Source organism: Pseudomonas donghuensis (assembly GCF_000259195.1).
GTDB classification, from domain to species: Bacteria; Pseudomonadota; Gammaproteobacteria; order Pseudomonadales; family Pseudomonadaceae; genus Aquipseudomonas; species Aquipseudomonas donghuensis.
The window spans coordinates 89,717-107,375 of sequence record NZ_JH650772.1 but is presented as its reverse complement, the minus strand read 5'-3'; the positions used below and the strand labels follow the sequence as shown (position 1 = coordinate 107,375).

The window sequence follows — 17,659 nt, the reverse complement described above, 5'->3', positions numbered from 1 at the left end:
CGGGAGTCATGATCATGGATGTGCAAACCCTGCGTGCCGAAGCCTTCAAAGCCCTGCATGAACGCGATGGCGCCTTCGTCATTCCCAACCCCTGGGATGCCGGTTCCGCCAAGTTGCTGGCCAGCCTCGGCTTCGAGGCGCTGGCCACCACCAGTGCCGGGCTGGCGTTCTCCCTGGGGCGTCCGGATGCCGAAGGGGCCATGAGCCTGGATGAAACCCTCGATAACGCCCGTTGCATTGTCGACGCCACGGCGTTGCCGGTGGCCGCGGACCTGGAGAATGGCTTCAGCGACGATCCCAAGGGGTGCGCCGAGGCGATCCTGCAGGGCGCCGCCGTCGGCCTGGTCGGCGGTTCCATCGAGGATGCCAGCGGCAACGTCGAAGACCCGATCTACAGCTTTCATCACGCCGTGGAGCGGGTCGAAGCGGCGGTGGCCGCCGCCCGTAGCCTGGACTTCCCGTTCATGCTCTGTGCCCGCGCGGAAAACCTGCTGCACGGGCGCATGGACCTGGATGACACCATCGCCCGCCTGCAGGCCTTCGCCGAAGCCGGCGCCGATGTGCTCTATGCCCCGGGCCTGCGCACCGCGCAAGAGATCCGCCGTGTGGTGCAGGCGGTAGCGCCCAAGCCGGTCAACGTACTGATGGGCCTGAGCGGTGTGCAGCTGAGTTTTGCCGATGTCCAGGCCCTTGGTGTCAAGCGCATCAGTGTTGGCTCGTCGCTGGCGCGGGCGGCCTACGGGGCGTTTTTCTACGCCGCGCAACGGATTCACGATCAAGGCCGTTTCGACTACGCCGACCAGGCGTTGTCGTTCGACCAGCTCAACCAGTTATTCAGGCGTTGATCGACCATGCGCAAAGGACTGCTCGCTGTGCTGTGCCTGATGTCGATTGCCGTAAGCGTCGTTGCCTGGCGCATGGGCTGGCGTTTGCCAGATGCCTGGAACCCCTGGGCGGCGCTGGATGTGCGCCAGCCGCCGAACCTGCTGACACCGTATAAGCTGGGCCGTCTGCAGGATGATCCGCAGCTGTGCGAGCAGGCCCTGGCAACCTCGAACCTGCGCTATCGCAGGCAGTCCGACAGCCCGGCCAACGCGCCGTGCCCGCTGGAAAACGTGGTGCGGGTCGAAGGCTCCTCGGTGCGCCTGAGCAGCAGCTTTCTCGCCAGTTGCCCGATGGCGGTGGCTTATGCGCTGTTCGAGCGCCATGCCCTGCAACCGGCGGCGCAGCGTGCTTTTGCCCAACCGGTGGTGCAGGTCGATCACCTGGGCAGCTTCGCCTGTCGCAACATGTACAACCGCAAGAATGGCCGCCTCAGCCAGCACGCCACGGCCAACGCCCTGGACATCGCCGGCTTTCGCCTGGCCGACGGGCAGCGTATTCAGTTGCTCAAGGACTGGCCGGGGGAGGGCGTCAAAGCGAAGTTCTTAAGGGATGTGCACGCCAGTGCCTGCGACAGCTTCAATACGGTGCTGGGGCCCGACTACAACGGCGCGCACCGTAATCACTTTCATCTGGACATGGGCTTCTGGCAGATCTGCCGCTGAGGCTCAGGCGGCGATGCGCACGTTGTTCAGCACCACCGGGCGGGCCCAGCGATTGTCGAAGTCCAGCTGCGATTGCTGCACGGCCATGGTGGCTTCGTCGAAAGGTTCGGGTGCCTTGTCCAGCAGGTCCATCTCGAATTCGGCGATCGGCAGGTACAGCGGCTCGGCCTGTGGTGCCGGGCCTGGCTCAGGCAATGGCTGACCCTGGCTCATGACGATCGGGCGTACCCAGGTGTTGCTGATGTCCAACTGACGCTGCTGCTCGATCAGTTCGGCGGCGCTGAACGGCGGCGCGAGTTTTTCCAGCAGTTCAGGTTCGAGTTCGGCAATCGGCAGGAACAGCGGCTCGGGCGGGGCCAGTTCGGTGTCATGCACATCGCACAGGCGCTGGCTGTGAATCTGCGCCAGCACCTGGCTGCCGCCCAGCGGTTCGCCGGTGACCTTGTCGAATTGCTCGGCGGCCATGGCCTTGGCTGCGTCTTCCTGACCTTGCTGCTCAGCCAGGGCGCGGGCAAAAAAGTCCTGCCACAGGTGGCTGACGCCGCCCAGTGCCTGGGTATTGTGCCGGCCATAGTCGCCGACGGGCGAGATATAACCTGAGTTGAGCTGAAGAATGTCGGTCATGGCAGTCGCAGAGGGTTCTGGTCTGGCAAAATAGCGAATACTTCGTATATCGGCCGTGGCCGACGATCATTTAATTTTTTTGAGTACAGGATTTGATGGTGGAGCAACTGGCGGACGGCGGCATCCGGGTCGAGGCATTGACGGCCGATTTTCAGGCCCAGGCTGTCGAGTGGGCACAGCGCCTGGAGTTGCCGCTGAGCGACGATAGCGCAGGCTTTGCCGTGCAGGTCGGTGCCAGTGGCCTGCAGATCCAGCAGCTCGGCCCGCAGGCGCCGGGGCCGGTGCGGGTGGATTTCGTCGAAGGCGCGGCGGCCCACCGGCGGGTGTTCGGCGGCGGTAGCGGGCAGATGATCGCCAAGGCCGTGGGTATTGCTCAAGGCGTACGCCCACAGGTGCTCGATGCAACGGCGGGGCTGGGCAAGGACGCTTTCGTGCTGGCCAGCCTTGGCTGCCAGATGACCCTGATCGAACGCCAGCCACTGGTGGCGGCCTTGCTCGAAGATGGCCTGGCCCGCGCCCGCAATGATGCCGAGGTGGGCCCGATCGTCGCGCGCATGCACCTGCTCACCGGCAATGCCATCGAGCACATGCACAACTGGCAGGGCGAACCGCCGCAGGTGATCTACCTCGACCCGATGTTCCCGCACCGCGACAAGAGCGCCCTGGTGAAAAAGGAAATGCGCGTGTTCCGCCCGCTGGTCGGTGACGACCTCGACGCCCCGGCGCTGCTCGCCGCCGCCCTGGCCCTGGCCAGCCACCGGGTGGTGGTCAAGCGCCCGCGCAAGGCGCCGATCATCGACGGGCCCAAGCCCAGCCACTGCCTGGAAGGCAAATCCAGCCGCTACGACATCTACCCGAAAAAAGCCCTCAAGCCTTAGGGGCGGTAGGCGCGCATGAACAGCGCCACCACTTCCTGGACATGGGCCTCGGCGGCCTCGGCATCCAGCGCCGGGGCATAGCCGAGCAACAGGCGGAAGTTGGCCGCGCCCTTGAGCAGGCAGAAGAAGTGCTCGGCGGCGTTGGCCGGCAGCTCGATGCGCAGCAACCCGCGCGCATCCGCCTGGCGCAGCAGCGCCTCCATCTCATGCAGGACCCGCATCGGGCCGGCCTCGAAGAAGATCTGGCTGAGCTTCGGGTCCTGATTGCCCAGGGCCATGATCAGCCGGTGCAGCTTGACCGACAGGTCGCTGCTGATCAGCGCCTGAAAACCGCGACCGATCTTCAGCAGCACCTGCTCCAGCGGCACACCTTCAGGCAGCTCGAAGATCAATTCGGGCAATTGCGCCGTGCAGGTGGCGACCACCGCCGAAGAGAACAGCGTCTCCTTGTCGGTGAAGTGGCTGTAGACCGTGAGTTTTGACACACCTGCCGCTGTCGCGACCGCATCCATGCTGGTGTTGGCATAGCCAAGGGTTAGAAACAGCGTCTTGGCTGCCTCGAGAATGGCCTGGCGTTTTGCCAGGTCCTTGGGCCGGCCGGGGCCGGTAGCAGCAGTGACTTTGGGCATGAGTGAAAAGTTACATATTCCAGTAAGTGCACATGGTACATCGCGACCGGTATTTCGGCGGGCAAATATCGACGTGCTGCGCCCGGCATAAATGTCGGAATTCTCTCGCACGCCTGCTTCCCCGGTCCGGCTCCCTGATTTAATATACCCATCAGTATAAATATTCAAAGCGCCATTCGCGAAAGGTCATTCATCATGTTGCGCCATGCCTTGCCCCTCGCTTTGCCCGTCGGTCTTGTGTTGCTGCTTGCTGCCTGTGGGCAGGAAAGCGCACCGCAGACTTCCCTTCGTCCGGCCATGGTGGTGCAGCCGCAGCCGGCCAGCGCCGCTGCCGACAGTTACCCCGGCGAGGTGCGTGCGCGCTTCGAGCCGGAGCTGGCATTCCGTATCGGTGGCAAGGTCAGCAAGCGCCTGGTCGAGGAAGGGCAGCGGGTCAAGGCCGAGCAGGCGCTGGCCGAGCTTGACCCTCAGGATGTGCGCCTGCAACTGGAAGCCAGCCGTGCACAACTGGCCGCCGCCGAAGCCAACCTGAGCCTGGTCAAGGCCGAACGCGACCGCTACAAGACCCTGCTCGACCGGCAGATGGTCAGCCGTTCGCAATATGACAATGCTGAAAACCTTTACCGCGCGGGTCTGGCCCGGCTCAAACAGGTGCGCGCCGAGTTTGATGTGGCCGGCAACCAGGCGGAATACGCCGTGCTGCGGGCCTCTCAGGATGGGGTGATTGCCAAGCGCCAGGTCGAAGTGGGGCAGGTGGTGTCCGCTGGCCAGACGGTGTTCACCCTGGCCACCGATGGCGAGCGTGAAGTGCTGATCGGCCTGCCGGAACAGCACTTCGGCCGTTTCAAGGTAGGTCAGCCGGTGTCGGTGGAGCTCTGGTCGCAACCGGATCAACGCTTCAATGGCCGTATTCGTGAGCTGTCACCTTCGGCCGATCCACGCTCGCGAACCTTTGCGGCGCGCATCGCCTTTACCGCCGGCAAGGTGCCGGCCGAGCTTGGCCAGAGCGCCCGGGTGTTCATCCAGCACACCGAGCAGATTCCCCTGGCGGTACCGCTCTCGGCCCTGACCGCAGAGAACGGCCAGACCTACGTCTGGCGTGTCGATGCCAACAACACCCTCAAGCGCGTGCCGGTGCGGGTCGGTGCTTACGGTGAAAGCAGCGTGCCGGTGCTCGAAGGCCTGAATGCCTCGGACTGGGTGGTAGCGGCCGGCGTGCATGTGCTCCAGGAGGGGCAACAGGTGCGTCCGGTGGATCGGTCCAATCGTGTGGTGAATCTGGCGGTCAAGGAGTAAGTCCCGATGGGTTTCAACCTTTCCGCCTGGGCCCTGCGCAATCGGCAGATCGTGCTGTTCCTGATGATTTTGCTGGCCGTGGTCGGCGCACTGTCCTACACCAAACTGGGGCAGAGCGAAGACCCGCCCTTTACCTTCAAGGCCATGGTCATTCGCACCCTCTGGCCCGGCGCCAGCGCCGAGGAAGTCTCGCGCCAGGTCACCGAACGCATCGAAAAGAAGCTGATGGAAACCGGCGAGTACGAGAGGATCGTCTCGTTCTCGCGGCCCGGTGAATCGCAGGTCACCTTCATGGCCCGCGACTCGATGCATTCGGCCGACATCCCCGAGCTCTGGTACCAGATCCGCAAGAAGGTCGCCGATATCCGCCACACCTTGCCCCAGGGTATCCAGGGGCCGTTCTTCAACGACGAATTCGGCACCACCTTCGGCAATATCTATGCGCTGACCGGCGACGGCTTCGACTACGCCGTGCTCAAGGACTACGCCGACCGCGTGCAGATCCAGCTGCAGCGGGTCAAGGACGTCGGCAAGGTCGAGCTGCTGGGCCTGCAGGACGAGAAGATCTGGATCGAGCTGTCCAACCTCAAGCTGGCCACCCTCGGCCTGCCCCTGGCCACGGTGCAGCAGGCGCTGGAAGAGCAGAATGCGGTGAGCACTGCAGGCTTCTTCGAGACGCCGAGCGAGCGCCTGCAACTGCGGGTCAGCGGGCGTTTCACCACGGTTGAGCAGATCCAGCAGTTCCCGATCCGGGTCGGCGACCGGACCTTCCGTATTGGCGATGTCGCCGATGTGCGCCGAGGCTTCAATGATCCGCCCGCACCGCGCATGCGCTTCATGGGCGAAGACGCCATTGGCCTGGCGGTGTCGATGAAGGCCGGTGGCGATATCCTGGTGCTGGGCAAGGCCCTGGAAGCCGAGTTCGCCCGCATCGCCCACAACCTGCCGGCCGGCATGGAGCTGCGCAAGGTGTCCGATCAGCCAGCGGCGGTGAAGACCGGTGTGGGCGAGTTCGTCCAGGTGCTGGTCGAGGCGCTGGCCATCGTTTTGCTGGTGAGCTTCTTCTCCTTAGGCATGCGCACCGGCTTGGTGGTGGCGCTGGCGATCCCGCTGGTACTGGCGATGACCTTTGCCGCCATGTACTACTTCGGCATCGGCCTGCACAAGATTTCCCTTGGCGCGCTGGTGCTGGCCCTGGGCTTGCTGGTGGATGACGCGATCATTGCCGTGGAAATGATGGCGATCAAGATGGAGCAGGGCTTCGACCGGCTCAAGGCCGCCAGTTATGCCTGGACCAGCACCGCCTTCCCGATGCTGACCGGCACCTTGATCACCGCCGCAGGCTTCTTGCCGATTGCCACCGCGCAGTCCGGCACCGGTGAATACACCCGCTCGATCTTCCAGGTGGTAACCATCGCCTTGCTCGCCTCGTGGATTGCCGCGGTGGTGTTCGTGCCCTATCTGGGCGAGCGCCTGCTGCCGGACCTGGCCAAGCTGCACGCGGCCAAGCATGGCACTGCCGAAGGTGGACCAGATCCGTATGGCACACCGTTCTACCAGCGCGTGCGGCGCCTGGTCGGCTGGTGCGTGGAGCGGCGCAAGACGGTGATTCTGGCAACCATCGCCCTGTTTATCGGCAGCATTTTGTTGTTCCGCTTCGTGCCCCAGCAGTTCTTCCCGGCCTCCGGGCGCCTGGAGTTGATGGTCGACCTGAAGCTTGCCGAAGGCGCCTCGCTGAGTAACACCGCCGAGCAGGTCAAACGTCTGGAAGCACTGCTCAAGGAACGCGCCGGCATCGACAACTATGTAGCCTATGTGGGCACGGGTTCGCCACGCTTCTACCTGCCATTGGACCAGCAACTGCCGGCGCCAAGCTTCGCCCAGTTCGTGGTGCTGGCGAAAACCATCGAGGAGCGTGAACAACTGCGCAGTTGGCTGATCGCCACCCTCGATGAACAATTCCCCGACCTGCGCTCGCGGGTCACGCGCCTGGAAAACGGCCCGCCCGTGGGCTACCCGGTGCAGTTCCGGGTCACCGGCGAGCATATCGAGCAAGTCCGCGCCCTGGCCCGCAAAGTGGCGGCCAAGGTTCGTGAGAACCCCCATGTGGTCAACGTCCACCTCGACTGGGAAGAGCCGAGCAAGGTGGTTTACCTGAACATCGACCAGGACCGCGCCCGCGCCCTGGGAGTGAGCACGGCGAACCTGGCGAAGTTTCTGCAAAGCTCGCTGACCGGCTCTGCGGTCAGCCAGTTCCGTGAGGACAACGAGCTGATCGAGATCCTCCTGCGCGGTACCCAGCAGGAGCGCAGCGAGCTTGCCAACCTGCCAAGCCTGGCGGTGCCGACCGACAATGGCCGTAGTGTGGCGCTGTCTCAGGTGGCGACCCTGGAATACGGCTTTGAGGAGGGCGTCATCTGGCACCGCAACCGTCTGCCCAATGTCACCGTGCGCGCCGACATCTACGGCAAAGAACAACCGGTGACCCTGGTCCAGCAGATCCTGCCGACCCTGGACCCGGTGCGTGCCGAACTGCCCGATGGCTACCTGCTGGAGGTAGGCGGCACGGTGGAAGACTCTACCCGCGGGCAGAAGTCGGTGAACGCCGGGGTGCCGTTGTTCATCGTCGTGGTGCTGACCCTGCTGATGCTGCAATTGCGCAGCTTCTCGCGCACGGTGATGGTGTTCCTCACCGCGCCCCTGGGGCTGATTGGCGTGACCCTGTTCCTGTTGGTGTTCCGCCAGCCGTTCGGCTTTGTCGCCATGCTCGGGACCATTGCCCTGTCGGGCATGATCATGCGCAACTCGGTGATCCTGGTCGACCAGATCGAGCAGGACATCGCCGCTGGGCTTGACCGCTGGCAGGCAATTATCGAGGCGACGGTAAGGCGCTTCCGGCCGATCGTGCTGACCGCTCTGGCGGCGGTGCTGGCGATGATCCCGCTGTCACGCAGCGTGTTCTTCGGGCCGATGGCGGTGGCGATCATGGGCGGCCTGATCGTGGCGACGGCGTTGACGCTGTTGTTCCTGCCGGCCTTGTATGCGGCGTGGTTCAGGGTCAAGAAAGCCTGAGGGCGGTGACACAGATCTATTGTGGGAGCCGGCCTTGCCGGCGATGGGCTGCGTAAGCAGCCCTTTGGAGCGAGAGGCTCAAAGCGCGCCAAACACCTTCTTGGCGATGCTGGTAGCCGCAGCAGCCGGGTTCTGGCGGATGGTTTGTTCCTGCTTGCCAATCATCTCGAACAGGCCGTTGAGCGCCTGTTCGGTGACGTAACCTTCGACGTTGGCATTCTTGGCATCCAGCACGCCCAGGGTCGCCGCTTGCCCGGCAAAGTTGTTGTACTGCTGGGCCAGGCCGACCTGGTCGGTGGCCTTCTTGACGATCGGCAGGAACTTGGCGCGGATCTGTTCGCGGCTGGTCTTGCTCAGGTACTGGGTGGCCGAGTCATTGCCGCCGCTGAGGATGCCCTTGGCATCATCCACGGTCATTTTTTTCACCGCATCGACCAGCAGCGCCTGGGCTTGCGGCACGGCCGCTTCGGCGGCTTTGTTCATGCTGGATTCCAGTTGCTCGACCTGGGCGCCCATGCCGAACGTCTTCATCTTCTTGGCCACCTTGCCAAGGTTGCCCGGCAGCTCGATGCGCACATCCGGGTTATTGCTGAAACCACCGGGGGTGCCCAGTTGTTTGACCGCGACCTGGGCGCCCTGGGTCAGGGCGTCTTTAAGGCCGGTGGAGGCATCTTTCTGCGAGAGGTCGCCGAGCGACAGCGCCAGGGCGCTGGCCGACAGCAGCAGGCCGGCGCACAGGCCGGTGAAGGTTAGAGCTGGGCGAAACATGGCAGCATCCTTATGCGAAGGAAAAACAATCAATCAACGAACGGCATCGACCTTGATGCGCACCGGCTGCGGGTCGTTGCCGTCGAGCTGTACGCCGTGATGCTCGGTATTGATGAACAGCAGCTTGCCATCCAGTTCGATCCGCGCACTGACTGCATAGCGGTGACCGGGCTTGACCTGCGCCGGGTCGTAGCTCAGGTGGAAGGGCAGCGGCACATTGCCTTTGACCGGGCCGCTCTGGCTGGCCAGGGTGACGGCGGGGGCATCCATCAGCGACACGTCCTGCAGGGCGACGCTCAGGGTGGCGGCGGGCGGCAGGGCGATGCGCTGCAGGTAGAACACTTCGCCATCCAGGCTGGCCTTGGACGCTTCAGGGGTGCTGCTGCACGCGGCCAGCAGGCTGCCCAGAAGGATCAGGGACAGTTTCTTCATCAGTAGCTCCTTATCGGTGGCGCCGCTGGGACGGTCGCCAACCGGGTCAATGGGTATAGCTCCAAAGGCACAGGCCAGTATGGCCTATGCCGCAGTCTCGGTGGTTTCTTCGCTGCGATGCAGGGCCACCTGGCGGATCGACAGGCGCACCTCTGCCGACAGCACCCGCTTGGCTGCGCCTTCGGCCAATTCGCTGAGCTTCGCGTGATAGCCAAGCTTGCCGTTGGTATCCGGGTGCAATACGCCTTGCTCGATCTGGGTCTGGATAAAGTGGCGGAACAGGGTCTTGTCGAAGAACTCCGGGGCGTTCAGGCCATGCAAAATCGACAGGCGCTGGGCCATGATCACGCACAGGTCTTCCAGCTCTTCGGCGCTCAGGGTGTGCTGGCCGCTGTTGAGCAGCAGGGCGGTGGCCATGTAGAAGCGCTGCAGGGTCTGGGTGATGGCACGGGCCAGCAGGGTCAGCAGCACGAACTGCCGCGAACTCGGTGCCGGGCGCAGGTACACGCCGTTTTCGAAGCGCAGCAGGCCTTGCTCGACGAAAGCCTCCAGCCACTGGTCGATGACCGCGTCCAGCTCATCGAGCTCCCAGCGAATGAACAGCTCCGATTGCAGGTACGGGTACAGCGCCCGGGTGTACTGCAGAATCAGCTCGCGGCTCATGCGCGAGCTGCTCTGGAAGAAGCTCGCCAGCAAGGCCGGCAGAGCGACGATGTGCAGCACGTTGTTGCGGTAGTAGGTCATCAGGACAGCATTTTGCTCGTCCAGGTAGAGGATCTTGCCCAGCGCATCGCTCTGTTCGGCCAGCAGGTCCATGCCCTTGACGTGGCTGATCAGGGCCAGGCCATCACCTTCGGGCAAGGTGGTGTGCGGCGAATAGGGCACCGTGCGCAGCAGCGCCAGGTACAGGTCCAGCACCCGCGCCAGAGCACGTTCATCCAGGGCCAGGCGGCTGGTGGAGAGCAGCGCCAGGGCCACCAGGTTGACCGGGTTGATCGCCGCCGCCTCGTTCAGGTGCTGGGCGACTTTCTCGCCCAGGCGCGAGGTGGTCTCGTTGAGCCAGGCCGGGCGGAACTGCGGGCCGTGTTCCTGTTCGCGCCAGCCAGGTTGCTGCTGATCGAGGAAGGCGCCGAGGCGGATCGGCTCGCCGAAGTTGACCGCGACCTGGCCGAAGCGCTGCTTGAGTGCGCCGATGACCTTGAAGATGTCGAAGATCGATTCTTTCTTCTTGCTCGCACCGCGCAACTCGCCCAGGTAGGTGCGGCCTTCGAGCACGCGTTCATAGCCGATGTACACCGGGACAAAGACGATTGGCGTGCGCGAAGAGCGCAGGTAGCTGCGCAGGGTAATGGCGAGCATGCCGGTTTTCGGTTGCAGCATGCGTCCGGTGCGCGAGCGCCCACCTTCGACGAAGTACTCGACCGGAAAACCCTTGGTGAACAGCGTGTGCAGGTATTCGTTGAACACTGCGGTGTACAGCGGGTTGCCCTTGAAGGTGCGGCGCATGAAGAACGCCCCGCCGCGGCGCAGCAGGCCGCCGATCACCGGCATGTTGAGGTTGATCCCGGCGGCGATATGCGGCGGGGTCAGGCCGTTGCGAAACAGCAGGTAGGAGAGCAGCAAGTAGTCGATATGGCTGCGGTGGCAAGGCACGTAGATGACTTCATGGCCCGGGGCGATGCCTTGCACCTGCTCGATGTGGTTGACCTTGATGCCGTCGTAGATCTTGTTCCAGAACCAGCTCAGCACCACTTCCAGGAAGCGGATGGCGGTGTAGGTGTAGTCCGAGGCGATCTCATTGCCGTAGCGCAGGGCCTGGGCTTCGGCTTTGGCCAGCGGGATCTTCTCGCGCTCGGCCTCATCGGCGATGGCCTGGCGCACCAGCGGGTCGTGGATCAGGCCTTTGACCAGGTTACGGCGGTGGGAGATGTCCGGGCCGATGACGGCGGTCTTGAGGTTGCGAAAATGTACACGCAGCAGGCGCTGGGCCATGCGCATGGTGCGCTCGTGGCCCTTGTTGTGCTGCACCAGCTCGCGCAAATGGATCGGCGCCGAGAACTGCACGCGGGTCTTGCGCCCAAGGATCAGCACGGTGAGCAAGCGCCGCAGGCGCCCGGTAACCGCCCAGCTGTCAGCGAACAGCAGCTTCCAGGGGCTGGATTCGCTGGCCGGCGACTGGCCCCAGAACACGCTGACGGGGATGATCTGCGCGTCTTCCTCGGCATGCTGGCTGACGGCGTTGACCAGCCGTGCCAGGGTGGGCGGGGCGCCGCGCTTGTCGTGACGGCCAAGCCAGTCTGGCTCCGGGGTCAGGTAAAAGAACGCGGCAGGTTCTTGCAGGGTCCCGACGGCTACGGGCAGTACCGGGCGAGGCAGCCCGGCTTTGGTGCACTCGCGATCGAGTACCGCAAGGTCGGTCAGCGATGGCGATTGCAGGGCGTAAAACACTGGCCGGCTGCGATCCAGGTTCAAGGTGAAGGATGACTGGTTGATGGTCTCGGAGCGAACCCACAGGTACAACAGGCGACGCAGGGCGCCGAAGATCAGGCGGCGCAGGGGAGAACGGGTCATACGGTGTGTGCTCTGGATGAGATTTTCGAGTAATTGCTCAGTGGGCTAGTGTGCCGTATCTGCGCAAGTTCAGCAAAAAGCGCCCCGGTCATGAAAATTAATTTAAGTGTGTCATATACTCGGTCCGCCGCTTGCAAGAGATTTCGGCAAGCTGCGTCGGCAGGGGGTGGTGACCTCTCTGCATGCAAGGCGATTCCAAAATAAAAATCCGGAGTAGTTCAGATGTCGTCTCGTGAGACTGGAAGTGTAAAGTGGTTCAATGACGCCAAAGGTTACGGCTTCATTCAGCGTGAAGGTGGTGCGGACGTGTTCGTTCACTACCGTGCCATCCGGGGTGAGGGGCATCGCACCCTGCTCGAGGGGCAGCAGGTCGAATACAGTCTGACTCAGGGCCAGAAAGGCCTGCAGGCAGAAGACGTAGTCGGGCTGTAAGCGCCGGGCCACAAGCCTCGAGCCTGGGCCCAGAAGCGAAAAGGCCCGCCGCCGGACGACCGGGGCGGGCCTTTTCGAAAAAGTTGTTTCAGCTGGTGCGCCAGGTGATTTCTTCTTCGCCGTCGGCACTGATGCGGATCCAGCGATCGGCGTCCTCTTCACCTTCTTCCTCGACCCAGCTGCCCGGTGCGCAACGCACTTCGACGTTCAGCGCGGCAAAGGCGGCGCGAGCGCATTCAATGTCGTCTGCCCACGGCGTCTGGTCGCTTTCCAGGTAAAGACTGTTCCATTTGCCCACAGCTTTCGGTAACCAGGTAACTGGAATGTTACCGGCCTTGCACTTGTAGGTCTGGCCTTTCTGTTGCCAGTCGCTGCACGGGCCGAGTGCCTCGGTGAGCCAGGCGGCGATCTGTTTGTGGTCGACGTCGGCGTCTTTCAGGTAAATCTCGATATCGGGTTGGCGCATAGGGGCTCCGGGTGCGCTCAGTCTTGGCGCACAAAGTAATCGTAACGCATCGATACCGTGACCTCGAAAGGCTCGGCCTGGTCGATGACGCGCACGCGTTTATCGGCGCTGGCGCGCCAACCATGCGGGGTCATGGCCAGCAGGTCGGCGCGGGCCTTGCTATCGGCAAGGCTGAGGTGGAATTTCAGGGTTTCGCTATGGGCGTGCCGCATGCCCGCTGGCACCAGTGCCAGGTGTTTGTCGTCGGCGTAGTCGCGCACTTCATCGTAGAGCTTGTGGCGCAACTCGATCAGGTGCTCGTTGGTCGGGCCGACGCGCATCAGGCCGCCGCCGGGGCTCAGCAGGCGCAGGGCCTCTTGCCAGTCCAGCGGGCTGAAGACACTGGCCAGGAACTGACAGCTGGCATCGGCCAGCGGCACCCGGGCCATGCTCGCCACCAGCCAGGTCACCGCCGGGTTGCGCTTACAGGCTCGCTTGACCGCCTCGCGGGAGATATCCAGGGCGTAACCATCGGTCTCGGGCAGCGCTTGGGCGATCTGTGCGGTGTAGTAACCCTCGCCACAACCGATATCCAGCCAGCGCTCGGGTGCGCGTTCAGCGGCAAGCTCGGCCAGGCGCCGGGCTACCGGGGCGTAATAGCCAGCGTTGAGAAAGTCGCGGCGGGCCTCGACCATCGCCTGGTTGTCGCCCGGGTCACGGCTGTTCTTGTGCTGCACTGGCAGCAGGTTCAGGTAGCCCTGGCGAGCACGGTCGAAACGATGGCCGGCCGGGCAGGCCACGCCATTGTCGAGCGTGCTCAGCGCGGCGCTACAGATCGGGCAGGTGAGCATCAGGCAAGCAACCGGGTCAGGGTCTGGTAGTAGATTTCGGTCAGCACATCGAGGTCACTGGCCAGGATCCGCTCGTTGACCTGGTGAATCGTGGCGTTGACCGGGCCCAACTCGACCACCTGGGTGCCGAGGGTGGCGATGAAGCGCCCGTCGGAAGTGCCGCCGCTGGTCGATGCCTTGGTCTCACGGCCGGTAACCGCCTTGATGCTGGCCGATACCGCGTCGAGCAAATCGCCCGGCTCGGTGAGGAACGGCAGGCCCGACAGTGCCCAGTCCACGTGCCAGTCCAGCTGGTGTTTGTCGAGGATGGCGGCAACCCGCTGTTGCAGGCCCTCGACCGTCGACTCGGTAGAGAAACGGAAGTTGAACAGCGCAGTCAGCTCGCCTGGCACCACGTTGGTGGCACCGGTACCGGAGTTGAGGTTGGAGATCTGGAAGCTGGTCGGCGGGAAGAACGCATTGCCTTCGTCCCAGTGTTCGGCTGCCAGTTCCGCCAGGGCGGGAGCTGCCAGGTGGATCGGGTTCTTCGCCAGGTGCGGGTAGGCCACATGGCCCTGGACGCCGCGCACGGTGAGCTTGGCGCCGAGCGAGCCGCGGCGGCCGTTCTTGACCACGTCACCGACCAGGCTGGTGCTCGACGGCTCGCCGACGATGCACCAGTCCAGGCGCTCGTTGCGTGCCGCCAGGCGCTCGACCACGGCCTTGGTGCCGTGGTGGGCCGGGCCTTCTTCATCGCTGGTGATCAGGAAGGCGACCTTGCCGCGATGGTTGGGGTAGTCGGCGACGAAGCGCTCGGTGGCCACCACCATGGCCGCCAGGCTGCCTTTCATGTCGGCAGCGCCACGCCCGCAGAGCATGCCGTCGGCATCGATCAGGGCGTCGAACGGATCGTTCTGCCAGGCCTGCACCGGGCCGGTCGGGACTACGTCGGTGTGGCCGGCGAAGCACAGCACGGGACCTTCCTGGGTGCCATGGGTGGCCCAGAAGTTGTCGACGTCTTCGATCCGCATCGGTTCGAGCATGAAACCGGCATCGCCCAGGCGCTGCATCATCTGTTTCTGGCAGTCGAAGTCCAGCGGGGTTACCGACGGACGGCGAATCAGGTCGCAGGCCAGTTCAAGGGTAGGCGAGAGGTCGGCTGGGGCCGTCATGAGGAACTCCGGGGCAAGGCAGGGCACGAATTCGAGGGGGGTTATCTTATAGCAATTCAGAGCCCTGTAGGAGCGGGCTTGTCCCGCGATTGCGGACTTTCGGCCGGCATCGCATCCCGGGGCAAGCCCGCTCCTACAGGTTATCTCAGGATCAGGAGGCCTGGGCCGGCTGCGCTGCATCCACAGGCTTAGGCAGCGACGACAGCATGGCCATGATCAGCGCCGCCAGGTACGGCAGCGACTGCACCAGCAGCATCGTCACCCAGAAGCGCATGTCATTGCTCGGCAGGCCCTGGACCAGGTAGATCCCGGCCGCGGCGCCCCACAACAGCAACATGATGAACAGCTCCTCACGCGCCTCGGAAAGCGCCACCAGCAAGCCATGGCTGTCGGCGTTCTTCGGCGTACGGAAGAACGGAATGCTGCTGGTGAAGAAACCGTACAGCACCGCCTTGGCAATCGTGTGCGAAAGCGCAAGGCCCGCCAGGGCCGCGGCGAAAGCGTCCTTGAGGTTCACGCCCACCGCGCGGCGGTAGAGGAACACGATCTTGCCGACCTTGAACACGAACAGCGCCAGTGGCGGAATAGCGAAGATCAGCAGCGGCGGGTCGACCCGTTGCGGCACGATGATCATCGCCGCCGACCACAGCAGGGCGCCGACGGTGAAGAAGATGTTCATGCCATCGGCGATCCACGGCAGCCAGCCGGCCAGGAAGTGGTAGCGCTGGCCACGGGTCAGCTCCGAGTCCTTGCCGCGCAGCAGGCTTGCGGCATGGCGCTTGATGATCTGGATGGCGCCGTAGGCCCAGCGGAAGCGCTGCTTCTTGAAGTCGATGAAGGTGTCGGGCATCAGGCCCTTGCCATAGCTCTCGTGGGAATACGCCGCTGAGTAGCCCTTTTCGAACACGCGCAGGCCGAGCTCGGCGTCTTCGCAGATGCACCAGTCGGCCCAGCCCAGCTCTTCGAGCACCGAGCGCCGGGTCATGGTCATGGTGCCGTGCTGGATGATCGCATCACGGTCGTTGCGGGTGACCATGCCGATATGGAAGAAGCCCTTGTACTCGCTGTAGCACAGCTTCTTGAAGGTGCTCTCGTTCTGGTCGCGGTAGTCCTGGGGGGATTGCACCACGGCGATTTTCGGGTCGGCGAAGTGCGGCACCATGTGCTTGAGCCAGTTGCGGTCGACGCAGTAGTCCGAGTCGATCACCGCGATCACTTCGGCGTCCTTGGCGGTATGCGAGATCAGGTAGTTCAGCGCACCGCCCTTGAAGCCGGCCAGGGGCGCGACGTGGAAGAACTTGAAGCGCTCGCCGAGCATCTCGCAGTGGGCCTTGATCGGCTCCCAGACCGCCGGGTCCTTGGTGTTGTTGTCGATGATCAGGACTTCGTAGTCCGGATAATCCAGCGCCGCCAGGGCGTTGAGGGTCTGTTTGACCATCTCTGGCGGCTCGTTGTAGCACGGCACATGCACCGAGACTTTCGGCCGGTAGGCGGCGTCGGCCTGTACCGGCAAAAACTCCCGGCGGCGCTTGTGAATCCATACAGCTTCGGCCAGTTCATGGGCCTCGGTCAGCAGCACGATAAACACGCCAAGGGCGCCAAGGGCGAGCAAAAAGCCCACGGTCAGGCTGAACCAGGTGCTGTATTGCTGGCTATAGTCGTAACCGATCCATACCAGCACCGAGCCGCAGAGGAAGGCGATGAAGGTCAGGAAGGTGCGGCCGCGCTGGCGCAGGGCCGAGCCGTCGATCAGCAGCAGGGTCAGCGAGAGCATCGCCAGTACCACCGAACCGACCGCCAGTACGCGCCATTGCGGAATGGCCACTACTGGGCCTTCGAAGTTGAATTTCTGCTGGCGGGCGGCGTTGAACACGCCCCAGTAGGCGCCCACCGAGCCTTCGTCACTGGCTTTCCATGGCTGGTCGTAGGCTTCGATGACGAAGTAGTTGTAGCCCTGGCGGTTGAGCTTGTTGACCAAGGTGCGCAGGTAGATGGCCTGGTCGGCCTGGGTGGCCTCGGCGCCGCCACGCATGCGGCCGTTGCTCGGCCAGCCGACTTCAGACAACAGCAAGGGTTTGCGTGGGAATTGTTGTTTGAGGTCGCGGGCACGGTCCAGAACGAACTGGCCGGCATCCTTCATCGGGATGAACTCCCAATACGGCAGGATGTGCGCGGCGACCAGGTCGGCATGCTTGGCCAGCTCCGGATGTTCCTTCCAGATGTGCCACTGCTCACTGGTGGTCACCGGTACTTTTACCGCGGCGCGTACCCGGTCCATGTACTGGATCAGCGCCTGCGGGGTGATCTCCTTGCGGAACAGCGCTTCGTTGCCGACCATGACCCGCACGACACTGCGCGAGCTGTTGGCCAGTTCGATGGCTTTCTCGATTTCCCGCTCGTTGCGCTCAAGGTCCGGGCTGATCCACACCCCCAGGGTCACGCGTAGGCCGAACTCTTCGGCCAGGCGCGGGATTTCCGCTTGGGTGCCTTCCACGGTATAGATCCGGATACTGTCGGTCAGCTTGCTGAGCTGCTCAAGGTCCTGGCGCAGCTCGTCCTCGCTCGGGTATTGGCCCTTTTGCGGGCTCTCGCCCTGGCGGAACGGCGAATAGGAAAAGCCGGAAATCTGCTCCGGCCAGTTGGGGGCGGAAACCGGGCGGTTGATCAGCGCCCAGAACCCGGTGAATAGCGCGGCGATTGCCATGACTATCACCAGGTTGATACCAAATTTACGCGATGACATAGATAGTTCGGGTTCCGAAAGGTGGAACGGGCGGGCGCCAGAGGGCGCGAATCCTGCGTACTTCCTGCCCAGGCAGTGTGGGAACAGGTCGGTGGCAGAAGATTGGATTAGCTTCAGGCGCTGAAGTTCTTAGCCCGTACTTTTGTCGTCCAAGTCTTTGGATTGCATAGGACATTAAAGCAGGATTACAACTACCTTTACCAATGCATGGCTCGGGCGG

At 63.6% G+C, this 17,659-nt stretch carries 15 protein-coding genes; 6 read left to right on the top strand and 9 right to left on the bottom strand.

All coding sequences use genetic code 11. The annotated features are described in order from the left end of the window. The first annotated feature begins 14 nt into the window (after positions 1-14). A complete protein-coding gene (locus tag UW3_RS0119595) occupies positions 15-845 on the top strand; it encodes an isocitrate lyase/PEP mutase family protein (protein WP_010224885.1) in 831 nt (276 codons plus the stop codon). A gap of 6 nt (positions 846-851) precedes the next feature. Then, positions 852-1,547 (top strand): extensin-like domain-containing protein, encoded by a 696-nt coding sequence (locus tag UW3_RS0119590; RefSeq protein ID WP_010224883.1) that lies wholly within the window; start codon positions 852-854, stop codon positions 1,545-1,547. Between the two features lie 3 nt (positions 1,548-1,550). Here UW3_RS0119590 and UW3_RS0119585 read toward each other — a convergent pair whose 3' ends face one another. After that, entirely contained in the window at positions 1,551-2,171 is a 621-nt protein-coding gene (locus UW3_RS0119585) for a hypothetical protein (RefSeq protein ID WP_010224881.1), read from the bottom strand. Positions 2,172-2,266: 95 nt separating this feature from the next. Between UW3_RS0119585 and UW3_RS0119580 the strand changes: the two genes are divergently transcribed. Continuing rightward, a complete protein-coding gene (locus tag UW3_RS0119580; RefSeq protein WP_010224880.1) occupies positions 2,267-3,049 on the top strand; it encodes a class I SAM-dependent methyltransferase in 783 nt (260 codons plus the stop codon). Here the strand turns inward: UW3_RS0119580 and UW3_RS0119575 are convergent. Next, positions 3,046-3,678 carry a TetR/AcrR family transcriptional regulator gene (locus tag UW3_RS0119575; protein WP_010224879.1) on the bottom strand — a complete coding sequence of 211 codons (633 nt, stop codon included), beginning with the start codon at positions 3,676-3,678 and terminating at the stop codon, positions 3,046-3,048. The two genes, UW3_RS0119580 and UW3_RS0119575, sit on opposite strands and share 4 nt — an antisense overlap. A gap of 195 nt (positions 3,679-3,873) precedes the next feature. Here UW3_RS0119575 and UW3_RS0119570 point away from each other — a divergent pair, with 195 nt between their 5' ends. Next, entirely contained in the window at positions 3,874-4,974 is a 1,101-nt protein-coding gene (locus tag UW3_RS0119570) for an efflux RND transporter periplasmic adaptor subunit (protein ID WP_010224878.1), read from the top strand. Positions 4,975-4,980: 6 nt separating this feature from the next. Beyond that, a complete protein-coding gene (locus UW3_RS0119565) occupies positions 4,981-8,046 on the top strand; it encodes an efflux RND transporter permease subunit (RefSeq protein ID WP_010224877.1) in 3,066 nt (1,021 codons plus the stop codon). Between the two features lie 78 nt (positions 8,047-8,124). Here the strand turns inward: UW3_RS0119565 and UW3_RS0119560 are convergent, their stop codons facing one another. The 3 genes from UW3_RS0119560 to plsB form a co-directional block, all read right to left on the bottom strand. Next, a complete protein-coding gene (locus UW3_RS0119560) occupies positions 8,125-8,814 on the bottom strand; it encodes a DUF4197 domain-containing protein (RefSeq protein ID WP_010224876.1) in 690 nt (229 codons plus the stop codon). Between the two features lie 33 nt (positions 8,815-8,847). Further along, positions 8,848-9,246: a YbaY family lipoprotein gene (locus UW3_RS0119555; protein WP_010224875.1), complete on the bottom strand. Its 399-nt coding sequence runs from the start codon at positions 9,244-9,246 to the stop codon at positions 8,848-8,850. A gap of 84 nt (positions 9,247-9,330) precedes the next feature. Then, positions 9,331-11,817, bottom strand: coding sequence for a glycerol-3-phosphate 1-O-acyltransferase PlsB (gene plsB / locus UW3_RS0119550; protein ID WP_010224874.1), 2,487 nt, complete (start codon positions 11,815-11,817; stop codon positions 9,331-9,333). A gap of 222 nt (positions 11,818-12,039) precedes the next feature. On the opposite strand from plsB, the gene UW3_RS0119545 reads away from it, so the two are divergent. Then, positions 12,040-12,249, top strand: a complete 210-nt coding sequence (locus UW3_RS0119545) for a cold-shock protein (RefSeq protein WP_009395290.1) — start codon at positions 12,040-12,042, stop codon at positions 12,247-12,249. A gap of 88 nt (positions 12,250-12,337) precedes the next feature. Here UW3_RS0119545 and UW3_RS0119540 read toward each other — a convergent pair whose 3' ends face one another. The 4 genes from UW3_RS0119540 to UW3_RS0119525 form a co-directional block, all read right to left on the bottom strand. After that, positions 12,338-12,715, bottom strand: coding sequence for a hypothetical protein (locus UW3_RS0119540; protein WP_010224869.1), 378 nt, complete (start codon positions 12,713-12,715; stop codon positions 12,338-12,340). A 17-nt stretch (positions 12,716-12,732) separates the two neighbouring features. After that, positions 12,733-13,545: a putative RNA methyltransferase gene (locus UW3_RS0119535; protein WP_010224868.1), complete on the bottom strand. Its 813-nt coding sequence runs from the start codon at positions 13,543-13,545 to the stop codon at positions 12,733-12,735. Beyond that, positions 13,545-14,696: a succinyl-diaminopimelate desuccinylase gene (gene dapE / locus UW3_RS0119530; RefSeq protein ID WP_010224867.1), complete on the bottom strand. Its 1,152-nt coding sequence runs from the start codon at positions 14,694-14,696 to the stop codon at positions 13,545-13,547. Before dapE ends, UW3_RS0119535 begins: the two co-directional genes overlap by 1 nt. 151 nt (positions 14,697-14,847) lie before the next feature. Continuing rightward, a complete protein-coding gene (locus UW3_RS0119525) occupies positions 14,848-17,439 on the bottom strand; it encodes a glycosyltransferase (RefSeq protein ID WP_010224866.1) in 2,592 nt (863 codons plus the stop codon). Between the last annotated feature and the right edge of the window lie 220 nt (positions 17,440-17,659).

Excerpts from the sequence above, each read along its gene's own strand:
- UW3_RS0119570 (WP_010224878.1), top strand. The coding sequence starts at position 3,874 with ATGTTGCGCCATGCCTTGCCCCTCGCTTTGCCCGTCGGTCTTGTGTTG.
- UW3_RS0119560 (WP_010224876.1), bottom strand. The coding sequence starts at position 8,814 with ATGTTTCGCCCAGCTCTAACCTTCACCGGCCTGTGCGCCGGCCTGCTG.
- UW3_RS0119545 (WP_009395290.1), top strand. The coding sequence starts at position 12,040 with ATGTCGTCTCGTGAGACTGGAAGTGTAAAGTGGTTCAATGACGCCAAA.
- UW3_RS0119590 (WP_010224883.1), top strand. The coding sequence starts at position 852 with ATGCGCAAAGGACTGCTCGCTGTGCTGTGCCTGATGTCGATTGCCGTA.
- UW3_RS0119595 (WP_010224885.1), top strand. The coding sequence starts at position 15 with ATGGATGTGCAAACCCTGCGTGCCGAAGCCTTCAAAGCCCTGCATGAA.
- UW3_RS0119580 (WP_010224880.1), top strand. The coding sequence starts at position 2,267 with ATGGTGGAGCAACTGGCGGACGGCGGCATCCGGGTCGAGGCATTGACG.
- UW3_RS0119585 (WP_010224881.1), bottom strand. The coding sequence starts at position 2,171 with ATGACCGACATTCTTCAGCTCAACTCAGGTTATATCTCGCCCGTCGGC.
- UW3_RS0119535 (WP_010224868.1), bottom strand. The coding sequence starts at position 13,545 with ATGCTCACCTGCCCGATCTGTAGCGCCGCGCTGAGCACGCTCGACAAT.
- UW3_RS0119540 (WP_010224869.1), bottom strand. The coding sequence starts at position 12,715 with ATGCGCCAACCCGATATCGAGATTTACCTGAAAGACGCCGACGTCGAC.
- dapE (WP_010224867.1), bottom strand. The coding sequence starts at position 14,696 with ATGACGGCCCCAGCCGACCTCTCGCCTACCCTTGAACTGGCCTGCGAC.
- UW3_RS0119565 (WP_010224877.1), top strand. The coding sequence starts at position 4,981 with ATGGGTTTCAACCTTTCCGCCTGGGCCCTGCGCAATCGGCAGATCGTG.
- plsB (WP_010224874.1), bottom strand. The coding sequence starts at position 11,817 with ATGACCCGTTCTCCCCTGCGCCGCCTGATCTTCGGCGCCCTGCGTCGC.
- UW3_RS0119575 (WP_010224879.1), bottom strand. The coding sequence starts at position 3,678 with ATGCCCAAAGTCACTGCTGCTACCGGCCCCGGCCGGCCCAAGGACCTG.
- UW3_RS0119555 (WP_010224875.1), bottom strand. The coding sequence starts at position 9,246 with ATGAAGAAACTGTCCCTGATCCTTCTGGGCAGCCTGCTGGCCGCGTGC.
- UW3_RS0119525 (WP_010224866.1), bottom strand. The coding sequence starts at position 17,439 with ATGTCATCGCGTAAATTTGGTATCAACCTGGTGATAGTCATGGCAATC.